The organism is Methylomonas sp. MS20 (assembly GCF_050275925.1).
Taxonomy (GTDB): Bacteria; Pseudomonadota; Gammaproteobacteria; order Methylococcales; family Methylomonadaceae; genus Methylomonas; species Methylomonas koyamae_A.
Map to the genome: position 1 here is coordinate 2,508,735 of NZ_CP189962.1, position 18,711 is coordinate 2,527,445.

17 protein-coding genes and 1 pseudogene are annotated in these 18,711 nt (G+C 53.3%); 6 read left to right on the top strand and 12 right to left on the bottom strand.

The window, feature by feature from the left end:
- A complete protein-coding gene (locus ACQE3D_RS11060) occupies window positions 1-2,661 on the top strand; it encodes an ATP-binding protein (RefSeq protein ID WP_313727924.1) in 2,661 nt (886 codons plus the stop codon).
- A gap of 502 nt (window positions 2,662-3,163) precedes the next feature.
- Here the strand turns inward: ACQE3D_RS11060 and ACQE3D_RS11065 are convergent.
- The 4 genes from ACQE3D_RS11065 to ACQE3D_RS11080 are packed head-to-tail and all read right to left on the bottom strand — an operon-like array spanning window position 3,164 to window position 4,664.
- Window positions 3,164-3,640, bottom strand: a complete 477-nt coding sequence (locus tag ACQE3D_RS11065; protein ID WP_313727923.1) for a hypothetical protein — start codon at window positions 3,638-3,640, stop codon at window positions 3,164-3,166.
- Window positions 3,640-4,089, bottom strand: a complete 450-nt coding sequence (locus ACQE3D_RS11070; RefSeq protein ID WP_313727922.1) for a phage holin family protein — start codon at window positions 4,087-4,089, stop codon at window positions 3,640-3,642. The genes ACQE3D_RS11065 and ACQE3D_RS11070 overlap by 1 nt, the downstream gene beginning before the upstream one ends.
- Window positions 4,090-4,104: 15 nt before the next feature.
- Window positions 4,105-4,335, bottom strand: coding sequence for a DUF883 family protein (locus tag ACQE3D_RS11075; protein WP_064031217.1), 231 nt, complete (start codon window positions 4,333-4,335; stop codon window positions 4,105-4,107).
- A gap of 14 nt (window positions 4,336-4,349) precedes the next feature.
- Window positions 4,350-4,664, bottom strand: a complete 315-nt coding sequence (locus tag ACQE3D_RS11080; RefSeq protein WP_071157548.1) for a BON domain-containing protein — start codon at window positions 4,662-4,664, stop codon at window positions 4,350-4,352.
- A gap of 419 nt (window positions 4,665-5,083) precedes the next feature.
- On the opposite strand from ACQE3D_RS11080, the gene ACQE3D_RS11085 reads away from it, so the two are divergent.
- From ACQE3D_RS11085 to ACQE3D_RS11095, 3 genes are all read left to right on the top strand, one after another.
- The gene (locus tag ACQE3D_RS11085) at window positions 5,084-6,139 is read left to right on the top strand and encodes an OmpA family protein (protein WP_313727921.1); all 1,056 of its coding nucleotides are present in this window, start codon (window positions 5,084-5,086) and stop codon (window positions 6,137-6,139) included.
- 689 nt (window positions 6,140-6,828) lie between these two features.
- On the top strand, window positions 6,829-7,725 hold the full coding sequence (locus tag ACQE3D_RS11090) for a hypothetical protein (RefSeq protein WP_168030730.1): 897 nt from the start codon (window positions 6,829-6,831) through the stop codon (window positions 7,723-7,725).
- Window positions 7,726-8,036: 311 nt separating this feature from the next.
- The gene (locus ACQE3D_RS11095; RefSeq protein WP_313727920.1) at window positions 8,037-8,738 is read left to right on the top strand and encodes a PA14 domain-containing protein; all 702 of its coding nucleotides are present in this window, start codon (window positions 8,037-8,039) and stop codon (window positions 8,736-8,738) included.
- Window positions 8,739-9,118: 380 nt separating this feature from the next.
- Here the strand turns inward: ACQE3D_RS11095 and ACQE3D_RS11100 are convergent, their stop codons facing one another.
- The 6 genes from ACQE3D_RS11100 to ACQE3D_RS11125 form a co-directional block, all read right to left on the bottom strand.
- On the bottom strand, window positions 9,119-9,337 hold the full coding sequence (locus ACQE3D_RS11100) for a hypothetical protein (protein WP_313727919.1): 219 nt from the start codon (window positions 9,335-9,337) through the stop codon (window positions 9,119-9,121).
- Window positions 9,334-9,912, bottom strand: coding sequence for a zeta toxin family protein (locus ACQE3D_RS11105; RefSeq protein WP_313727918.1), 579 nt, complete (start codon window positions 9,910-9,912; stop codon window positions 9,334-9,336). Before ACQE3D_RS11105 ends, ACQE3D_RS11100 begins: the two co-directional genes overlap by 4 nt.
- A 53-nt stretch (window positions 9,913-9,965) precedes the next feature.
- Window positions 9,966-13,040, bottom strand: coding sequence for an HD domain-containing protein (locus ACQE3D_RS11110; RefSeq protein WP_313727917.1), 3,075 nt, complete (start codon window positions 13,038-13,040; stop codon window positions 9,966-9,968).
- A 153-nt stretch (window positions 13,041-13,193) separates the two neighbouring features.
- Entirely contained in the window at window positions 13,194-13,601 is a 408-nt protein-coding gene (gene vapC / locus ACQE3D_RS11115) for a type II toxin-antitoxin system tRNA(fMet)-specific endonuclease VapC (protein ID WP_427501627.1), read from the bottom strand.
- A gap of 969 nt (window positions 13,602-14,570) precedes the next feature.
- A complete protein-coding gene (locus tag ACQE3D_RS11120) occupies window positions 14,571-15,026 on the bottom strand; it encodes a hypothetical protein (RefSeq protein ID WP_313727915.1) in 456 nt (151 codons plus the stop codon).
- Between the two features lie 224 nt (window positions 15,027-15,250).
- Entirely contained in the window at window positions 15,251-15,586 is a 336-nt protein-coding gene (locus tag ACQE3D_RS11125) for a phage integrase N-terminal SAM-like domain-containing protein (protein WP_313727914.1), read from the bottom strand.
- A 131-nt stretch (window positions 15,587-15,717) separates the two neighbouring features.
- On the opposite strand from ACQE3D_RS11125, the gene ACQE3D_RS11130 reads away from it, so the two are divergent.
- Window positions 15,718-16,107 (top strand): hypothetical protein, encoded by a 390-nt coding sequence (locus tag ACQE3D_RS11130; protein ID WP_313727913.1) that lies wholly within the window; start codon window positions 15,718-15,720, stop codon window positions 16,105-16,107.
- Window positions 16,108-16,349: 242 nt separating this feature from the next.
- On the opposite strand, the gene ACQE3D_RS11135 is transcribed toward ACQE3D_RS11130, so the two are convergent.
- The gene (locus tag ACQE3D_RS11135) at window positions 16,350-16,718 is read right to left on the bottom strand and encodes a group II intron maturase-specific domain-containing protein (protein ID WP_313729443.1); all 369 of its coding nucleotides are present in this window, start codon (window positions 16,716-16,718) and stop codon (window positions 16,350-16,352) included.
- Window positions 16,713-17,540 (bottom strand): annotated as a pseudogene (gene ltrA, locus ACQE3D_RS11140) (group II intron reverse transcriptase/maturase); the annotation flags it as partial. The gene ACQE3D_RS11135 and the pseudogene ltrA, both read right to left, overlap by 6 nt.
- Before the next feature lie 560 nt (window positions 17,541-18,100).
- Here ltrA and ACQE3D_RS11145 point away from each other — a divergent pair.
- The gene (locus ACQE3D_RS11145) at window positions 18,101-18,517 is read left to right on the top strand and encodes a hypothetical protein (RefSeq protein ID WP_313727912.1); all 417 of its coding nucleotides are present in this window, start codon (window positions 18,101-18,103) and stop codon (window positions 18,515-18,517) included.
- Window positions 18,518-18,711: the final 194 nt, after the last annotated feature.

Below are 18,711 nucleotides of genomic sequence, written 5' to 3' on the forward strand. Positions count from 1 at the left end.
ATGAAACCACAGTTCGCTTCTTTCCTGGACAAATACACATTCCAACGCCAGCTTGGCGTTACGATTGCTGTCGGTATTTTTTTGCTGGCATTGTTCGCTTCCGTTGTCGGATCGTGGCTCGGCAATCAACGGGTGCGCGGCAACTTGCTGGATCAGGGGCGGGGTATCACCGCCAGCCTTGCGCGTCAAAGTGCGCTGGCTCTGGTTTACGCTTCCGGCGATAACGCGACGGAAGCCGTCAACACCACCTTGGCGTTTCCCGGCGTCGTCGGCTTGGAAATCCGCGATGCCAACCGGCAAGTATTGTTAAAACGCGGAACGACCGATTCCAGCGAGCTTTTCCAAGCGCCTGCCGCGGCCGATATCGGCAAGGCCGACCCGGCGCAAGCCGTGTTTCTCGACGCCGAAAGCCCAAATTCATGGCGCTTTATCGCGCCGGTGTATTCTCAACCTGCCAGTTCGCCCTTCAATGAAATCGTCGCGCCGGAGTTGCTCGGCGAAGTAATCGTCGTGGTGAGTAAGGCGGCACTGGTGCAGACGACCGCCAGCATTTTCGTCGCCAATCTGACGACATCCTTTTCTTTTGCGCTGCTGTTTCTGGCCTTGATCCGCATGTTGACCAAGCGGATGACGCAACCGCTGATTCGGCTATCGGCGGTCATGAGACGCGCCGAAGCCGGCAAATCGTTGGTACGGGCGGCGCTGACCGGGCCGAAGGATATTGTCGACATGGCCCAAGCGTTCAACGGCATGATGTCGGTACTGGAGGCGCATGCCGCGGAAAATGCCCAAATCTACGCAGAGTTACAGCAAAGCGAAGCCCAATACCGTCGGATCGTGGACACGGCGAACGAGGGCATATGGGTTCTGGGGCCGAACGCCAGAACTACCTTCGCCAATCCTAGAATGGCCGATATGCTCGGCTACACTTGTGAAGAAATGCATGGCCGGCCAATCACAGACTTCATGTTCGAGAAGGATGCGCCGGATCACTTGATAAAAATGGAGAACCGGCGACTAGGTCTTGCGGAGCATTACGAACGCCGCTTCCGCCGTAAAAACGGGCAGGCGGTGTGGACGGTTGTTTCTGCCGCTCCCATTCTTGACGACGAACAGCGCTTTCAGGGTTCTTTTGCGATGTTCACCGACATTACCCAACGCAAACAAGCGGAAGACGAACTGAGACAATACAAGGACCAACTGGAGGAGACAGTACGGCAACGCACGGCGGAGCTGTTGCTGGCGCGCGATGCCGCCGATGCGGCCAACAAGGCCAAGAGTATGTTCCTGGCTAATATGAGCCATGAATTGCGCACCCCCATGAACGCCATTCTCGGCTTTTCCAGCATGATGCGCCGCGACCCGCAACTCAGCAGCCAGCAAGCCGAAAACTTGGAAATCATCAACCGTAGCGGCGAACATCTGTTGAACCTGATCAACGACGTGCTGGAAATGGCCAAGATCGAATCGGGCCGCCTGCAACTGGAAATAGCCCCGTTCGACCTCGGTGCTATGGTGCGGGACGTCGTCGAAATGATGCAAATCCGCGCCAGGGAGAAAGCCTTGCAGCTGCTGCTCGACCAGTCGTCCGAGTTCCCACGCTATATCCGTAGCGACGAAGCGAGGATACGGCAAATTCTCATCAATCTGATCAACAATGCGGTGAAATTCACCGAACACGGCGGCGTGACGATGCGTCTGGGCGCCAAGAACAATGCCCGGTATCATCTGCTGATCGAGGTCGAGGATACAGGTCCCGGTATCGCGCCGGAAGACCGAAGCCGTTTGTTCGAGCCCTTTGTACAACTGGGCGAGGCGGACGCGCAGCACGGTACCGGCCTGGGTTTGGCTATCACCCGCCAACTCGTGCAGATGATGGGCGGCAGTATCAGCGTCGAGAGCAGCGTGGGTAAGGGATCTCTGTTCCGTGTCGATCTACCGGTGGAAACGGCGAGCGGCACCGACATTTTGGGCGCGGAACCCCGGAAACCGGGCGAAGTGGTAGGACTTGCCCCAGGCCAACCCCGATATCGGATCATGATCGTCGAGGATCAGCACGAAAATCGGCTATTGCTCAGCCGGCTGATGACGGGCCTAGGACTGGAAGTCAAAATTGCCGGTAACGGCGCCCAATGTCTGGAACTGTTCCAGTCTTGGCAACCCGATTTGATCTGGATGGATAGGCGCATGCCGGTAATGGACGGTATCGAAACAACGCAGCGACTTCGCCAGTTACCGGACGGCCAGACGGTCAAAATTGTCGCCGTCACCGCCTCGGCGTTCAAGGAACAGCAGCAGGAAATGCTGAACGCCGGCATGGACGACTTCGTGCGTAAACCTTACCGCTTCGAGGAAATCTACGACTGTCTGGCGCGGCAACTGGACATAAAATTCATTTACCACGAGAGTGCGGCCGAAGAGCAGCCCGAGCCAGTCGCTTTAACCGCTATGATGCTGAAGGTTTTGCCGGCTGAATTGTGTAACGATCTGAGAGAGGCGCTGGTGAGCCTGAACATCGAACGCATCTCAGCCATCATCCAACAAATCGGCGAGATCGACCCAAAACTAGGTCTTGCCCTATCCCGGCTTGCGAATGTTTTCGATTACCCGAGCATACTGTCGGCGTTGAACGGGTTAGGGGAGGCTGGCGACCGTAATTGACCGGAATCCTTACTTTCATTGGCGCACCTTTGGGGCCGTCGATAAGGCTTTCGCTTGATTTTTATAACTATTCAGCGCGAAGTAAAAATGCCCTCTCCCAACGGAGCGGGGGGATGAGCACCTCAATGTCAGCTATGCCGTTCGCTGAGCGGCGTCGAAGCGAAATGGCTTCGGCTCCGCTCAGCCACCGCCTTATTTCGGTTCCGTTCATCCAGCGGCTTACATTGACTGTAACCGATTAACTTAACGCCACGGGTAACGACCCTCCCCCAAAACGCCCTCTGAATGGTTACGAATTTTTCACGCTACAGCATTGGATTCGTTGGTCAAGATTGCGGTTACCACCTCAAAAGATCTGCCGCTCGTGACTGGTGGTAACGTCGGTTTTTTCGAACGGATGGTAATTTTGCAAGAGGCTCTAACGTAAAAATTTATGTGGCTTGACGATTTTCTGATGGGGGTTTGTTGGAAACCCTATCGGATAGGATGCTATCGATTGCGACTAGGGACGGGGCGGGGTTGGATCGCTGCTACCCGAGCTTGCGAGCTTATCGGGTGCGGTCGTCGGCATCGAACGCCGAGCTCGGCGCAATGCGGCGCTTGTCCGGATTCGGGATGAGTGCAGGTGCTTTGCCAGCCAGGCGATCGGTAAGGCTTTGTACAAGGCATGGGCCGAGAGCAACAGGCTCAGCGCGGCGCTCAGGGTGGTTCGGCTGTGGGGTTCGCGTTGACCGAGCCGGCCGGATGATGGCGCGGAACTCGGTGGCGCCGGGCAGTGACTCAGTTCGCCGGCGACAAAGCCGATGCCGCCGGCCAACAACAAGCTGGCGGGCGCGGTCATTTGTTTGTACAGGCTGCTGAGTAGCACTGCGCCGTCCGTTTTGATGGAGCGACGCCGCTCGGCCAGTTGCCGTTCGGCATGGCTGATTTGCGCATCCAAAGAGGGGCCGGCGGGTTTGGATAGTGGCCGGAACCGCATCAGCGCAGGTCCCGATCGGTATGTCGTTCGGCCAGGGGCTTGAGACTGCGTTGCGTGGCAGGGAATTGCAAAAAGCGGGCGCGGCGACGGATGATGCCGAACAGGCTCAACGCCAGCACTAAATTGCAGGCGACCGCCAACCAGATGGCGCTGCTGGCCCGCAACTCATGCTCGATTAGCCATTGCACGCCGGCTGCCAGCGAGCCCAGCCAGGCCGCGCTGAGCAGCAAGCCCAGCATGACCGCGGCAATCAACATCGTCACCAGGCTTTGGCCGGCCCGCCGCGTTTCCAGCGCGGCGAGCCGAAAGCGATCGTGATTCAAATCCTGGTATTCCGCCCACAGAGAGCCCATCTGAGCCAGCAAGCCGGCGTCGGCCGGCGATTCGGCGGGCATCGCCGAAAAAGCGCCGGAGTCGTCGCCCGAGTTGGCGGAAGTTTTCGGGGCCATGCCGGGCAGCGCGGTTTAGCGGCTGCTCAACAGACGGCTGAGCAAAAAGCCGCCCGCCACCGCGATGCCCAATGCCGTTACCGGATTGTCGCGGATATAAACCTGGCAGTTTTTTACGATGCGCTGCTCGGCCGTTTTCAGCTGTTCGCCTTTTTGGTCCAGCGTTTCGGCCGCTTGGTTGGAGGCGTTGGCGATCATATCGACCGCTTCGTGGGCGTAATTGGATGCTTTATCGATGGTTTCCATAATGGTTTTCCTGTTTATTTAAGGCGCATGTCGTTCTTGACCGATTCCACGCCCTTGACGCTGCGGGCAATCGATACGGCTTTGTCGATGTCGGACCGCGTGCCGACGAAACCACTCAATTGCACGATGCCCTTGAAGGTTTCCACGTTGATTTGACCCGAACGGAGGTTGGGTTCGTCGAACAGCTGCGCTTTAACCTTGGTCGTGATCACGCTGTCGTCGATGTATTCGCCGGTTCCTTCGTGTTTATTGGTGGACGCGCACCCGGCGCTTAAAAGTAGTGTCAGTGCCACCAGCAGGGCGGAAGCGGATTTAGTCAGTGTTTTCATTGGTATGCACCTAAGAGGAAATGAATCGGGCCGCTTCGAATCGGTTCCGGATGATTCCAACGCCTGGGGTCTGGGTTGGATAGAACGAGTGAAGCCGTGGAGTCACTGTAACCGGGGCGCGTCGGATAGTCGGTGTGCTAGCGAACATAGTTTGCAAGGCGATTGAATGATCGAATGCGTAGGGCGCCGGCCGCCCATGGTTCGGCAAATCCGGCGCTATCTGGCTATGTGCGATACCGCACCGACAGCCGCTCTCTGTTGCGAATAAGCTACTTAACAGCTTTTTTACAACACGGCGCCGTACGCTTCTGTCCGCTCGTGGCAATACCGGACACAGAGCAGCTCGGAGGCCACACCGGTCAGTTTGGCCGGGCGGCGCGGCGAGTTTTGAATCCCCATTTTTACTCAAAGGAACGATTATGCTGAAAAAACACTTACTGCCGTTCGCGCCCTTGGTCGGTTTCGCGATCCTGCCTAGCGTTCACGCGGTGGAGCCCTATCCAGACAACCGCTGGTACGTCGCGCCGTTCGCGACCTTCATCAATAGCGGCGGCGATCGGCGGGCCAGCGACGGTTGGGGCGGTGGGGTCGGTGTCGGTAAAATCATCGATCAGCACTTTAACGTCGAGTTAAAAGGTTTTTATCAAGGCTTTGGCGGGTCGAACGGACCTTGGGATTTGGTCGGCGGCAGCGCCGACCTGCAATATTATTTGTTCCGCGACAAGTTCTCGCCTTACGCGGTTGTTGGCTTGGGCGGCATGAACACCTGCGCGTCCGCCAACTGCGGTATCGGATTCATCGGCGAAGCGGGCGTCGGCGCCAGTTACGAAGTCAACGACCATTTGCTGATACGCAGCGACGTACGTTATCGCTACAACAACAATTTTAATGCCCAGGTGCAACCCGGCACCGACGAATTCCACGACATGACCGTCAATTTAGGCGTGGTGATTCCGTTCGGCGATAAACCCAAATACGCGGCGAAGACCGACACGCGCGCCGCGCCGGCGCCGTTTGCGGTGGCGCCCAAACCCGATTGCAGCACCTTGGATTCCGACGGCGACGGCGTGAACGATTGCCTGGATAAATGTCCCGGCACCATCAAGGGCGCTATCGTCGATGCCAAGGGCTGCGCGGTTCGGCTGATATTGAAAGGTCAGCATTTCAAATACGACTCGGCCGAGCTGAGCTTGAATGCCAAGGAACTGTTGGACGGCGTTGCCAAGGACTTGATCGCGTTTCCGCAGAAAAACGACATCCAGGTGCAAGGCCACGCCAGCAGCGAAGGCAGCGATTCCTACAACATGAAACTGTCGCAACGCCGGGCCCATGCGGTCGTCGACTATTTGAAAATGAAAGGCGTGACCAACAAACTATCCGCGCAAGGTTACGGCGAAACTCAACCGATCGCCGACAACGAGACCGAAGCCGGCAAGGCCGAGAATCGCCGGGTCGAGCTGATCTGGATCGAATAGCGGCGATACCGGTAGTCGCCGGTCCGTGGGGTTCGGGCAATCCGAGCGCCGCGGACCGGCGAGCGCGCGTTGCAACGACCGACGCTAACGGCTTGGGCAAGACCGTCGTGCGGTCTCTAAGCCGAGTCGTTGCCTGGGTGTTGATCTTCAATGCGCGATGGGCGCCTAGCCTCCCGCCGCGTGAACATTCGTCCGTTGCCGACTGGGGCTTCGGCATCGAATCGGTGCCTTGTTTCCCGCTCGAGGCTCGCTTCGTGTATCCTTGTCGCCGCCCTGCCGCTACCTAGTCGAAATTTCCTCGGTCCGGCGCCGCACACAAACCTCGGCGTAGACCAAACGGAACGAAGTCCCCAACTCGACTGTCCATCTTCCTGCGGCGCGTTACTTCTCGGTACGCGCGCGGACCTCGCCACGCCAAATTCGAATTCACCAAACCCAAGGAACCTAAAACGTGTTGGACCCGCAAAACCGAATGTCCAGCCGCCATCGGAGTGATCCGGTCGGGTACGGACTGGAGAATGTCTTAAGACAGGCGGGTGGTGCGCGCTTCGGAAGGCATGTTCCGAATGGCGCCGCCTGCTTCGTTGGGCTCGGTTCGCTACCCGCGTCAAGCGGTCAGTTTCACGATACAGACTTTAAACCGGCGATGTTCCGCTCATTGCCACCCCCTCAATCAGGAGAATCATCCCATGGGCTCATCAAGCCAATACCGTTCCGTCTTTTCCGCCGCGACCAGGCAGGAACGGCTGGATAACTTTGACAATTACTGGACGTTTACCCAACAACACGGTGGGGAGTTATTGGAAGCGGAGCGCGATTTAGCTAAAAAACGCGCACGCTTGCAGTATTTTCAAGAGCACCCGGTGCGCTTGCGCAAACCCTTGTCCGATCCGGACGCGTTTTACCGTAACTATGTAACGATGCAAGACGATCCCCGCGCCTTGGATAGACTCACGTTAATGCTGACGAGTATTTACAAGTTTGCCCGGCATGAATGGGTCGGCATCAAAGCAGCCTGGGAAGTGGTGCCGACGATGGCCGATTCGCACAGTGTCGAGGATAAAATCAGCCGGGTGCATTTGGCCGAGGAATTTTGCCATTGGCGCTTGTTCGACGAAATGCTCAAGACCTGCGGCCTGGACCGCGTGGAATGGGCGCCGTTGAGCCCCGGCAAGGAATGGTTTTATCGCCAGTTTCCGAAATTACCCGGCTATTTAATGGATACCCCGGCCTTCGTTACCGAACTAATGGGTGTGACTTACTATTGCCACTTACACCGTCTGTTCGACGACGTGCTGGCCGAAGAGCCGGAAGTGCGAGACCGTTTAAAGGCTTTACTCGACGAAATCACGATAGACGAGATCGCCCACGTTGGGCAGCGCCGAAACTTTATCGGTCCGATCGGAATTCGGATTTCCCGAATTTTGGTGAAACCGTTTTACAAACTGTTTTTCAACGATATTCCCGAAGTGGCGTTGTTATTCGACGTCGAGCAAATGATAAAACACGGCGAAAGCTTTGATTACAACGATTTGCCGGAGTATATGAGGGCCCGCAGTTGGATACCGTCTTACTGCAAAGCCTAGGGAAGCGCAGAGCAAATCCTTAGTTAGGCCGAATCACCCGCGAAAATGAACCTGCCGGTGTCTTGTAAAGTACACCGGCATTTTGCGCATCAGCCCGAGAATATCCCACGTCGTAAGCCCGCATCGGAAAATCCGCGGATGTTCGCCGGTGAATGGCTGCTCGCGATGAGCGGTTTTGACGGGCTGAATCCGGCGCATTCCATACACCCCCTAAAAACCGTTCTGTTTGTGTTACAAATAAGCGCCCGGTATGGTCACCGGTTTTGGTGGGCAAGTCGTTTATATCGTCCTCTTGGTCTTAGGAGAAATGTATGAAAACTCTGTTTGCTGGTTGTTTGGTGCTCGGATTATTGGCCGGTATCGGTTCCGCCCGTGCCGACGTGGTGTTAACCAGCTCGATTGCGCTACCCAGTCTTTCGGGTAGCGGTTTGAGCGGCAGTTATTATGCTTTTAATTCTTGGCCGGGAAATCTGGCGACTACCGAAACGTTGATTGGCCAGAGCAGTGGTCCGACCGCGACCTTTACCGCGACTTCGATTTGCTTCCCCACTTGCAATACGACCATCGGCGACGATTCGACACTGGCGCAATATCTTGGCGGGAATGCGGTGAACCTGTCGCCGAATAGCGTTAGCAATCTTTCGGACCACGGCCTGGTGTTAACCGGTTACCTTGCGATAGCCGCAGCTGGGTCCTATCAATTCAGCTTGGCGTCCGATGACGGCGCGAGATTGCAGATCGGCGGCACCACCGTTATCGATGCCGATGGCGACCACAGCCTGAGCGGCGGTTCCGCCAACGTCGAATTCACCAACAGCGGCTTGTATGCCTTCAAAGTTCTGGCGTTCGAGGACGGCGGCGTGACCGGGCTGACGGTATTGCAAAACGGCAACAGTTTGTCCGCCAGCCAGCTCTACGCCTCGGCGGTACCGATCCCCGGCGCCGTTTGGCTGTTTGTTTCGGCGATTGGCGGCATCGGTTTGGCTTCGCGCTCCGGGCGCACCAAGACCTGAAGTTCGACCATTTGAAACAGGGATGGCTCTGCAATTAAATGGATTCAAGGTTGCCGGCCCTCGGTGGACGCGGGGCTGGCTCAAGCCTATGCCTGGCTAGCGCTTTTCGCGCGCTTTGGCGCGGTTTATCCGGCGGCGTCCAGCTCGACCTGATACGGCCGTCGAGCACCTGCCTCGGAGCGCCAACTCGTTTAATCGCTGCAATACCTCGGGCTTGCCAATGTTGCCGGCGTCGATAATCTGGTCGCGCCTTGCAAAACTGCCAGCACTTCCGGTCGCAGCAGGCCGTGGGTGTCGGAGATGATGCCGACGCGGTGGGACACAAAGGCGACGGTTAGGATGAGAGGGCATCAAAACGGAATCATTCCAAAATTGGTCTTTTACCCATCGGTTCGACTAGACTGCGTTGTGTTGCTCGGTACTTGCTTCAAGTGCTCTGGCGCATCGTCGCCAATGGCGAACGGCGCCTCGCCGTCCCATTGCACCACGTATTGACCGAGACGCCGCTTGCGCTCCAGGGTTTTATTGACGGCAAGTTGCAGGCAATTCAACATCGCCTGGGTGTCCGAGTTTAGGGTGGATTTGGATGGTTCGCTCATGATTGGGCCTGCTGTTGTAACAAAGCAAAAAAATCGGGGCTCAGTATTTCGCGGTTCATGCCGGATTGTTGGAAAACCAGTTCCGGGGTGTCTCCGCTGTTCATGAAACAGCGAGTTTTATCGGCTTTCGGTGCGAAAATGTGCAACAAATTGTACAGGCTACGCGGAAAGCGTCGTGCAATATCCGCTTCGGGGATATTGTGGCCACCGTGGGCGACCCGTTCCGCTACTCGCAGGCGTGACATTTCGGCACTGGGCAAGGCCAGATAAATCAATTCCACCCGCCACCCTTCAGATTGCAAACGGTCTATCAGTTTCAAATAACCGCGCCCGGCCAGCGTGGTTTCAAATGCAAAATCTTGGCGCGCTGCAATGCAATCCTCGATCTCGCGCAGAAACAAACGACTGGCGGCCAGCAAATGTTGTTCCGGCGCCAGCGGCGACAGGCCTGCGGCGATCAAATCGGCGTTGACGAAACGCCGGCAGCCCGCCACCGAAGGCAGGTATTCCAGCGCGAAAGTGGTTTTGCCCGCGCCGTTGGGACCGGCGATTATCCAGCAGGTTTGCACTGTCATTTGTTACTCAAATTTTAGGTTATTACGTTCCAGCTCTTTAAATAGGCCAAATGTCACGCGTAAAGCCAATCTTTAAAATGTTTGTCGGTTATTTCAATAATGCCTTTGCCTTTTAACCAAATCTTATAAGGTGGTTTCAATTCCGAGTCTTGATATTTCGACCAATCAACTGCGAAATATTTATGTGCGGAGATTTTCATCCAACGGTCAGGTTTGTCTAAAGTCCTATCCTGTTCGTTAGAACAAACCAAATCGGTTATACAGCGAACGAAAGTATTTGAAAATTCAGAAAGCGGGTTGTTGCTTGGTGTTTTTAGGCATTCTTTAACTAAAGGGTGAGCATTATTTGCCGTCTTCACAGGCGATTGAACGGTGATTAAATTATTCACGATACCTTCATAGCGTAAGGTTTGTATATACATCATCTCGCCAGTAATTGCTTTTGACACTGCAGTTATCAATTCATCATCTGGCCGACAAATATTCAATACAATCTGATCATTAAGTAGTGACAAACAACAGCATGAAAGCACGAAAGTGTTAAGTTGAGATTGTAAGTTTGGATTTTGAACGCCTCTCTTTTCCCATTCAATAATGGATGGAGGGAACTCAATGTGCTGATTTTCTATAGTTTTAAATTTCCAGTTTTCATGGTCGTCGGATATGGTCAAAGCCGCAATTTCTGGCATTCGTTTCCAGGAGATATTTTCTCGACTATACAAAGGTATGGATACGTTTTGCCAAAGAGATTTCAAAGGAATGTAATGAGCCGCGCCATTGTGAACTACTAGAAGTTTCCAGAATGTTTCGCTGGATAAACCCTTTGGAAAGTACTCGTTTATTAGTTTTAACCATATTCTTCCGGCTGACAGATACACAATGTTGCTGAGTGACTTCCATTTTGGAGGGCGGGTTAAACCTCCAGCTTGGTCAATGGGTTCCCTAGCTGGAGTAATTTCCGGCTTTAAATTCCCCCTAACATCCAATGAATAAGGATTACACTCGATATGAGTTGGTCTCCAGCCTAGATTCATTTTAACTTCTAAATCATCCTGCCATTGTGGTCTTCCAGCTGTTCCACAAAGTAAAATACCATCAATAGATATTTGGGACTGCTCTCTATGATTAAGCTCAAAAGACTTACCTTGATATACAAGCGATAAAAACTCTTGATTGTGTTTAGGTAAAATTTGCCATGTAGCATATTTGTTTTCTAATGTTGGTAGCCCGGCGTCGTCAATTAAAAATGATTCGTGAATACAACCGCTTAGGCACTTATCAATTTCGTAAAAGTCTTGTTCTATAGTAATATACGAGTCCTTAGGCACGCCGGCTTTTTTCATTAAGGTGGGCAAATATGATGGAGTGGTTGGAATTTCGATAACCTCCTTTAATTCTTCAATTTCGCATTTGCCCCATATTGGGAATTCAGTGCCCACAGCGAAATGCTTAAGTACTGTGGCTAACTTAACATTGTCTGCCCATCTATCCAGGAAAGACGGCTTTTTACGGGAAGTGATAGTTACTGTTGTGCCAATTTCTTGCGAATCCAAGCCATTTCTGATGATGATTAAACCACCCAGTCCATTGATTTCGATGACTAATGGCTTGCCCCAGCTTTTTCCTTGACCATAGTCGCGGCGGGTTTCGATTCTGATTCGATCACCCAGCATAAAACAGGACATAAATCCAATGCCAAATTGTGAGCACGGGTCAAAATCAATGCCTTTTTTCCTGAAAGCCACCCGTTCTCGTTCATAATCCGGTGAACGGTAAAAGCTGCGCCCGGCTTTGGTAAAGAAGCGTGTGACGATATTTTCATCCATCCCCGCACCGTTATCTTTGCATTGGACGATTTCATAGCCGTTGTCATCCAGTGTGTGTAAAAAATCTACCCGCCCTTTGTTCCAATCCGTATCAGCAGAGGCAAATAGGGCCTTTCTGTAACGGAGTGCGTCCAATGAGTTTTGCAACAATTCTCTGATGCAAATATATGGTCGGTTATAAAGTTTATCGGTCATCAATAGCTTGATGATCTCATTGCGGGATAAACTGATTTCAAGGTCATGACAGATATAGCTGTTGTTTTTAGGTTTTATCCGTGAGCGGTCAGTACTTGAGGGTAAAGGAAGCTTGTAGCGTTGGAATTCCGCAGGGAATGATCGGCATAAGTTTTGGCATTCACTGAGTTCTTTATCAACCCAATCCATAAATTTGAAAGCGGCAGCTTGATACGCAGGATGAGCGTATTCGGCGGTATAACGAACCATATTTTCATTGATTTCCCAGCCTGTGATTACACGGTGTTTTTCCCATTCACGTAGGCTAATCCCAGATGAAAAATGGATGGTTCGAAACAAAACATCCGGCGTCCGGTCCGCATCAAAATCTAAAATATCTGCCAATCGCAATACGATTGCTATAAATGGCTCATTGATTTTAGTTAAGCCAATTTGTTGATCGTAAAGGTAGCCATTAGCGGGCGTTAATGTATGCGTATGAGAATAATGTGATTCGCACAATTTTGCTAAAATACTAGACAAGTTAATGCCATAAATTTCTAAACGGTTGTCTATGGAAAATGTGTCAATAACATAGTCGTATGATCTTTTAGCATGAGTTTCGCGTAGATAATCTGTTAGCATCGCAGCTTCGAGCTCGGATAATAGTCCCGCCAAACGGGTATTTTCATCATTTGTTATTTCTGTGTTTTGTAATTGCTCTTGGATCTCTTTTTGGTTGGGGTAATCGACGTACCAATTCTCACGAAAAAGTAGAAACTTTGGGTCTGAAGATAACTTTCTGTATTCCACTTCAGTCATTACCATCCCCTGGTCATGATAGTAAGCGGTTAAAATCAAAAGACACAGCTCAATAGAGTTTAATTCATCAACTGTTTCTCCCAATACCATTGCCATAATTTCAACGACACGCAGAAAATGGCTTTCATCGTGCAGTGTATATTGAGGCGATGCCGTTGGCATTGCCTTCATTCTGTCTGCGGCGTCTTCACAAATAGTCGGTATTATCTCAATGAGAGATTTCGAATTTTTATCATTTAAAGATTGAAGTTTTTTCCATAGGGTTGTTTCTTCAATTCTTTTGATATTGATTACTTTACTTGACATATTTTGATTTCATTTACTAATATCCAGGCTACTAAGTGAATACCAAATCTTGGTTGCTATATCGTGCCTAGGGTCGTGAGATGGATCGCTGTTCGCTTATTCACCGTACATTATTTGGTTACCTAGCAGGCGCTTGCTAAGCATCATAAGCAATTAATTTACCCAATTCTCAACCCGCAATCCCGGAACCCCGAGAAATTCGAGTTCATTGTTAGTCACCAGTATGCAGTCTTGTGATCGGGCATGAGCGGCCAGCCACAAGTCGTTGTTGCCTATCGGCTGGCCGGTTTTGTGAAGTTCGGCGCGGATTTGTCCGTAGTGCTCGCCGGCTGGTTCGGGCAAGTCGTAGACCGGAATCAGGCCGGTCAATTCTTCAATGGCCGCAATCGCGCGCTTCCGCGCCTGGCTTTTCTCGGCGCGGAAGCGCAATTCGGCCAGGGTAATCACCGACATAGCCAGTTCGCTGGCGGAGTGGCGGGCGAATCGCTCGCGCACGGCGGGTGGGCGATATTTGGCGATATAGATGCAGATGTTGGTATCGAGCAGGTAATGAGGGTCCATCAAAACGCTTCGCGCTATTGGGGTTGGCTGTCGTCGCGGCCTTCGGCCATGAAGTCTTCGGGTAAGGTCGAATATCGCTGCCGCGTTGATGGGGGGCGCGCAACACGACTTCGGCGCCGCGACGAAAGATTTCCACGCGGTCGGCGTTAAACCTAAAAAGAGCAGTTTGGCGATGAAAAATCCCGTTCGTCCTGAGCTTGTCGAAGGGCGCGCGGGATTTTTCATTCACCCGTTTGGTGAGTGTATTGCGAGCCGTCCATGCTTCGACGTTGCTCAGCACGAACGGCCCGCAATACACGCCAACTGCCCTTTTTAGGTTAAAGCGAAATTCCTTGGGTAAGCGCACGGCCTGGCTGTTGCCGGATTGAAAAATACGGGCGTAGGTCATCGTCGTAGTCCGTGAATGTCGTTACGGCGAGTGTATACGTATTACGCAAATCAAATCCAGTAACCGGTGAATTTGCCTGCTTTACGGTCCGAGATAGCGATGCGTTTGCCGTGGTTTTTAAACACCTTCGGCATGCTGGCGCAGTTTGGCGGCTTTTGGCAATAACGCATTTGTGCCGGTACAAACGTACTGGGTCGGCATGATCGATGCGATGCCAACTTCGCAAGCTTCAGAGCCTTGCGCACAAGTGAATTAGAGTCGCGCGCAAGCTTATTTGCCTTGCGGGCAAGGTTTTTTTCGTTGCGCGCTAGCCAAATAAGCGTGTGGTTGGAGTTTAATGCCTTGCGCTCAAGGCTTTTAGGCTTACGCCCATAGAAAATTGCCTTGCCCGCAAAGTCATATACCTTGCGGGCAAGGCTTGGAACCTTGCGAGTGGTGCGAATAAGCTTGCGGGGGTAGCGGCAAAGCTTGCGAGCCTTGCCTTTATCTATTCCGCTATGGGCTGGAGCTTGGTTGGTGTGCCGGAAGGCCGAGCCGGGCGGCTGACCTACTTATCTTGTTTAGCCGACAGGCTGGCCGGCTTAGGTTTTTGGCTTGGCGCCGCGGTTAAATCGAACCGACACGGCCTGCCGCAGCGTTTCCAATCCCGCGCCTTTACCGGCGATTTTCAACGAAGCGTAAGCATCCAGACTAAAACTATAAATATCGCTGCCCAGCGCCATGTCGGTATCTTCGGCTCTGCTCAATAAATCGCGCAGCCGATGCAGGCGAGGGCGGAGTCTATCGAGCGTCGCCAGATCGGCTTCCGCCGAGGCGGTATCCAGATCGGGCGGAATGGCCGACGTATTTTGGCTGGACACCGTCAGCGTCTGACGGCAGAACGCTTCGGTTTTATCGCCCATCTTGGGGATGGCGCGACGTTCTTCCGGGGTTAAGACCAGAAAGCCGGCGAAGCGGTCTTCCAATGTCTTCAGGGCGGCATCTATATCGCTCAAATCATTATCGGAAAGGCTTAAAGAAATCAGATGTTGGTTCATGTCGGGCTCCTTTGGGCATAGCTGATACGGCGGACGATGGGGCAGTGCGCAGATGAAAAGCGTAGGCTAAATTCAGAAACACGCGCTACATTGTTTACTAGAGCGCTAACAGGCGTTGGATGGCATCCGAGTGCCAAGCGCTGGCTGGCAACCGGCGTTCTTTGTTACAGAGCCTGCGATTGTTGAAATCGGACGGCGGTAGCCGACTAAAATGGGTTGATAGACTATTGAGAGGCCGCCGATCGGCGAAGCTCGGCCATGCCATCCAACCAAGGCCATTGCACCGCCAGCACGTCGCGATACAAAAACAGAATGGCCGACAAAGCCTGATTTTGCGTGGAACTGGAGACATGCCGCTTGGTTGCCAGATAGGTCAAGAACCGTTCGACTTCGGCCGCGCCCATCTTCGTCGGATGACGCTTGGCGTTAAACAAAATAAATTGCTTAATCCAGGACACGTAGGTATCCTCGGTACTCAGGCCGTAGTGCTTGAAACGAATTTTATCGCGTACCTGATCCAGTCGTTTTTTTGGCGGTGCCGATGTCGTATTTGTTTCCATAACGTGTCCCGTTTGCCCGAGCGAATTCTTTCACAAACAATAACTTGCCATCATGAAAAAAGGATTGTACGACATTATGCCCTGGATTATGGGACAAGCGATGTCGTATACATTACGTTGGGCGTCATGCCATGTATGAACTAACCGGCACGGACAAGATTTGGAATCGCGCATGTCAAGGTGGAGGGGAATCTCCTCGCCCCGGCGACACTGCTTTGGCTGGGTTGCTGCTCTTTCACGGCCCGACCATGAATGGCGGAGTCCTTCACGCAGTCGAATGCCTTTCCGCAGAGCAACTCGTTGCCGCCCAAGCCGGTTACATGTACTTGGGCTTTGGAGGTATCGCCGACATTATTGGCGCTGCTCAAAAGGCTATTCGCCAAGGCGATGACTTGGAGCCTCTTGAGGCTGAGTTCGATCAACGCTATTGGGCTCTGGTCCCAGACGATGGGGTGTTGGTTGAGAGCTTCGAGCGGCGCCAACAGCAACACCCGCTGGATTATTCACCGATTGTCGAATAACTAAATGCCCTCGTTTGCTGAAATCACGCCCAATCGGGTAAGGGCGAGTATCTCTCCCGCCCTCCCCACACCACCTAGCATGCGGGTCCGCTACTCAAGCGGTTGAAACAGGGTAATGAAAACGTACCCACTGGTCTTTGATCGACACCAAGCCCTGCGCTTTTAACCACTCGTTGTTCATCGCCATTTGCGTGATCGGTGTCCGCGACATGGCGTAAGGCCCTTTCGAGCTGACGCCAGTTTTAATCGCTTCCTTTAAGCTGACGCCCAAACTGACCAGATGGCTGATCTTGGTGCGCGGCCACCGCCACTGTTTGATCGCCAAGGATGGCGTGAATGCAGATATTGCAGGAGCATATATCTGTCCAGTAGCAGCAACGCATTCGCCGCCGTAGCCATTCATCCAATTCAGGGATTGGCCGGTAATATTCCGATAACGCAAAGTAGTTCATCCAACCCACGATATAGCGGCGCAGTTCGCGGTAGCGATAAACCAGGCTGACGCCCCACGAACGCCCTGTGAGTTGTTTGATACGACGTTTAAAGCGGTGTAGCGCCTTGTCGCTCCAGACGATTTTGTTGCCTCGGAAGCAAAACCCGAGAAACTCCAATTCGTTGCTGGTACAGATACGACTTTTGTTGAGATTGACATGCAGCTTCAACCGTTGCTCCAGAAAGCGTGTGACGTTGGCTTGCACCCGCTGCGCCGCCCGCAGGCTACGCACGCAGATGACAAAGTCGTCGGCGTAACGGGCAAACCGATGGCCGCACTGGTGCAGGTAAACGTCCAACTCGTGCAACACGATATTAGCCAGCAACGGCGATAGCGGACCGCCTTGGGGAACGCCCTTAGTGGTCGCTTGCCATTGGCCGTTTTCGATAACGCCGGCGCGCAAATAACGACCGATCAGTTGCAGCACCCGCTTGTCGCTAATGCGTTTACTGAGAAGTCACATCAACACGTCGTGATTGACGTTGTCGAAGAAGGCGGCCAAATCGATGTCCACCACCATCCGGTATTTCGCCCGGATATAGTCGCGCACTTGCCGGATGGCTTGGTGGGCGTTACGTCCGGGACGGAAGCCGTAGCTGTTGCGGCTAGACTCGCGCTCAAAGTGCGGCGCGAGTTGTTGCGCGATGGCTTGCTGGATGACACGGTCGGTGATTGTGGGAATGCCCAAAGGCCGTTTATCGCCGTTGGGTTTGGGTATCCACACCCGCCGGACCGGGTCCGGTTGGTAGTCACCGCTCATCAATTGCGTCTTGATGGTCGGCCAGTGTTGTTGCGCCCAGGCGGGAAAATCCGCCACGGCAATCGCATCAACCCCAGCCGCGCCCTTGTTCGCCTTCACGCGCTTCCAGGCACGTTGCAGGTTGTCGCGGGCGACGATGGTTTCCAGTAGTGGTTGTTCCAAGGCGTGCACGGTTGTCATACGCCGGTAGTCACTTCCCGCAGGTCGCGGGCTCCGTCAATACCGAGTTTGGCAAGGCGCTGCCTTGTCCTGTTTCTTTGGTCCTTCGCGCTGACGGCACTCCCGCCGCCAAGACTACTATGACCGCTGCTGACTTCTGAAACGTCACACATCGCATTGCTACGATACGCGCTGCTCTTGACGAGCCGCTGGCGCCTCAGATATCCCCAGATAAGAACATGAACTGTCACGACACCACCGCCGGATTTACTGTACAGCGCGAATTCGTGGCCTTCGTTGTCCTGTGCCAACTCGGCCCTGCTGCTCAGCCTTATATCCGATTTCTGTTCGTCGGCTCGTCGTTTTGCACTTAGGCTTCCTTCAGACAATCCCTCACGGTCTTGCCTTTGCCATCGGCTAGTCGTTATGATCGCTAACATGATTAACGTTGAATTCTCCGACAGGGGACTTACACCCCATAAGTTCATGCCCATGCTGGGCGTACACCCATCAATCCACCGGACGCTGCGCGATGAAGTCGCGCAACGCCGGTGATTTCAAACGTTAGGCACTCAAATCACATGGGCATATCCGCCGGAAAACTAATCCTCGTCGCAACATGGATCTCGATTGTCTTCGGCTATTTGTATTTCCTACAGAAGGTTTACGATAACCCCCAATTCAAGAGCTTCCATCTTTTTGTCTTTCTAGCGATCGCCGGCAACTTGGCATACGACGGACTGAAGGCGCTGCTCAGATACGACCCTCTTCACCCGAGCAACACCTGGAAAATTGTCCGGTTTGTTGCCGGCTTTGTTGCATCGTTGGCTGGGTCGGTGGCATCTTTGCTAATCGGCGCAGAGTTGGTCGTTTACGGTTGTCTCAGCAACTCAGCCGGACAAATCGTTGCGGGCCTTGGCTTTCTCATCTGCATTGCTTTCGGTATGTGGTTGCTCGCCCAAGCCGAAACCTATTTCAAGGTGTCAAATCGTGCCTAATCCTGCGGTCAACACGGACCTCGCGCGAAAAGCCGCGCGAGGCCGGTTACCTTCACGTTGGGCGTCTCTGACCGCCAAGGATGATCGATGACTGGACTCGATCTGTTTCCATGCTTCTGGTTGTCTCTGCAGTAATGCTCGGCATATTGGTTCCCAGAGGACCAATAGAGACAAGAAACTTCTCTCACATTCCG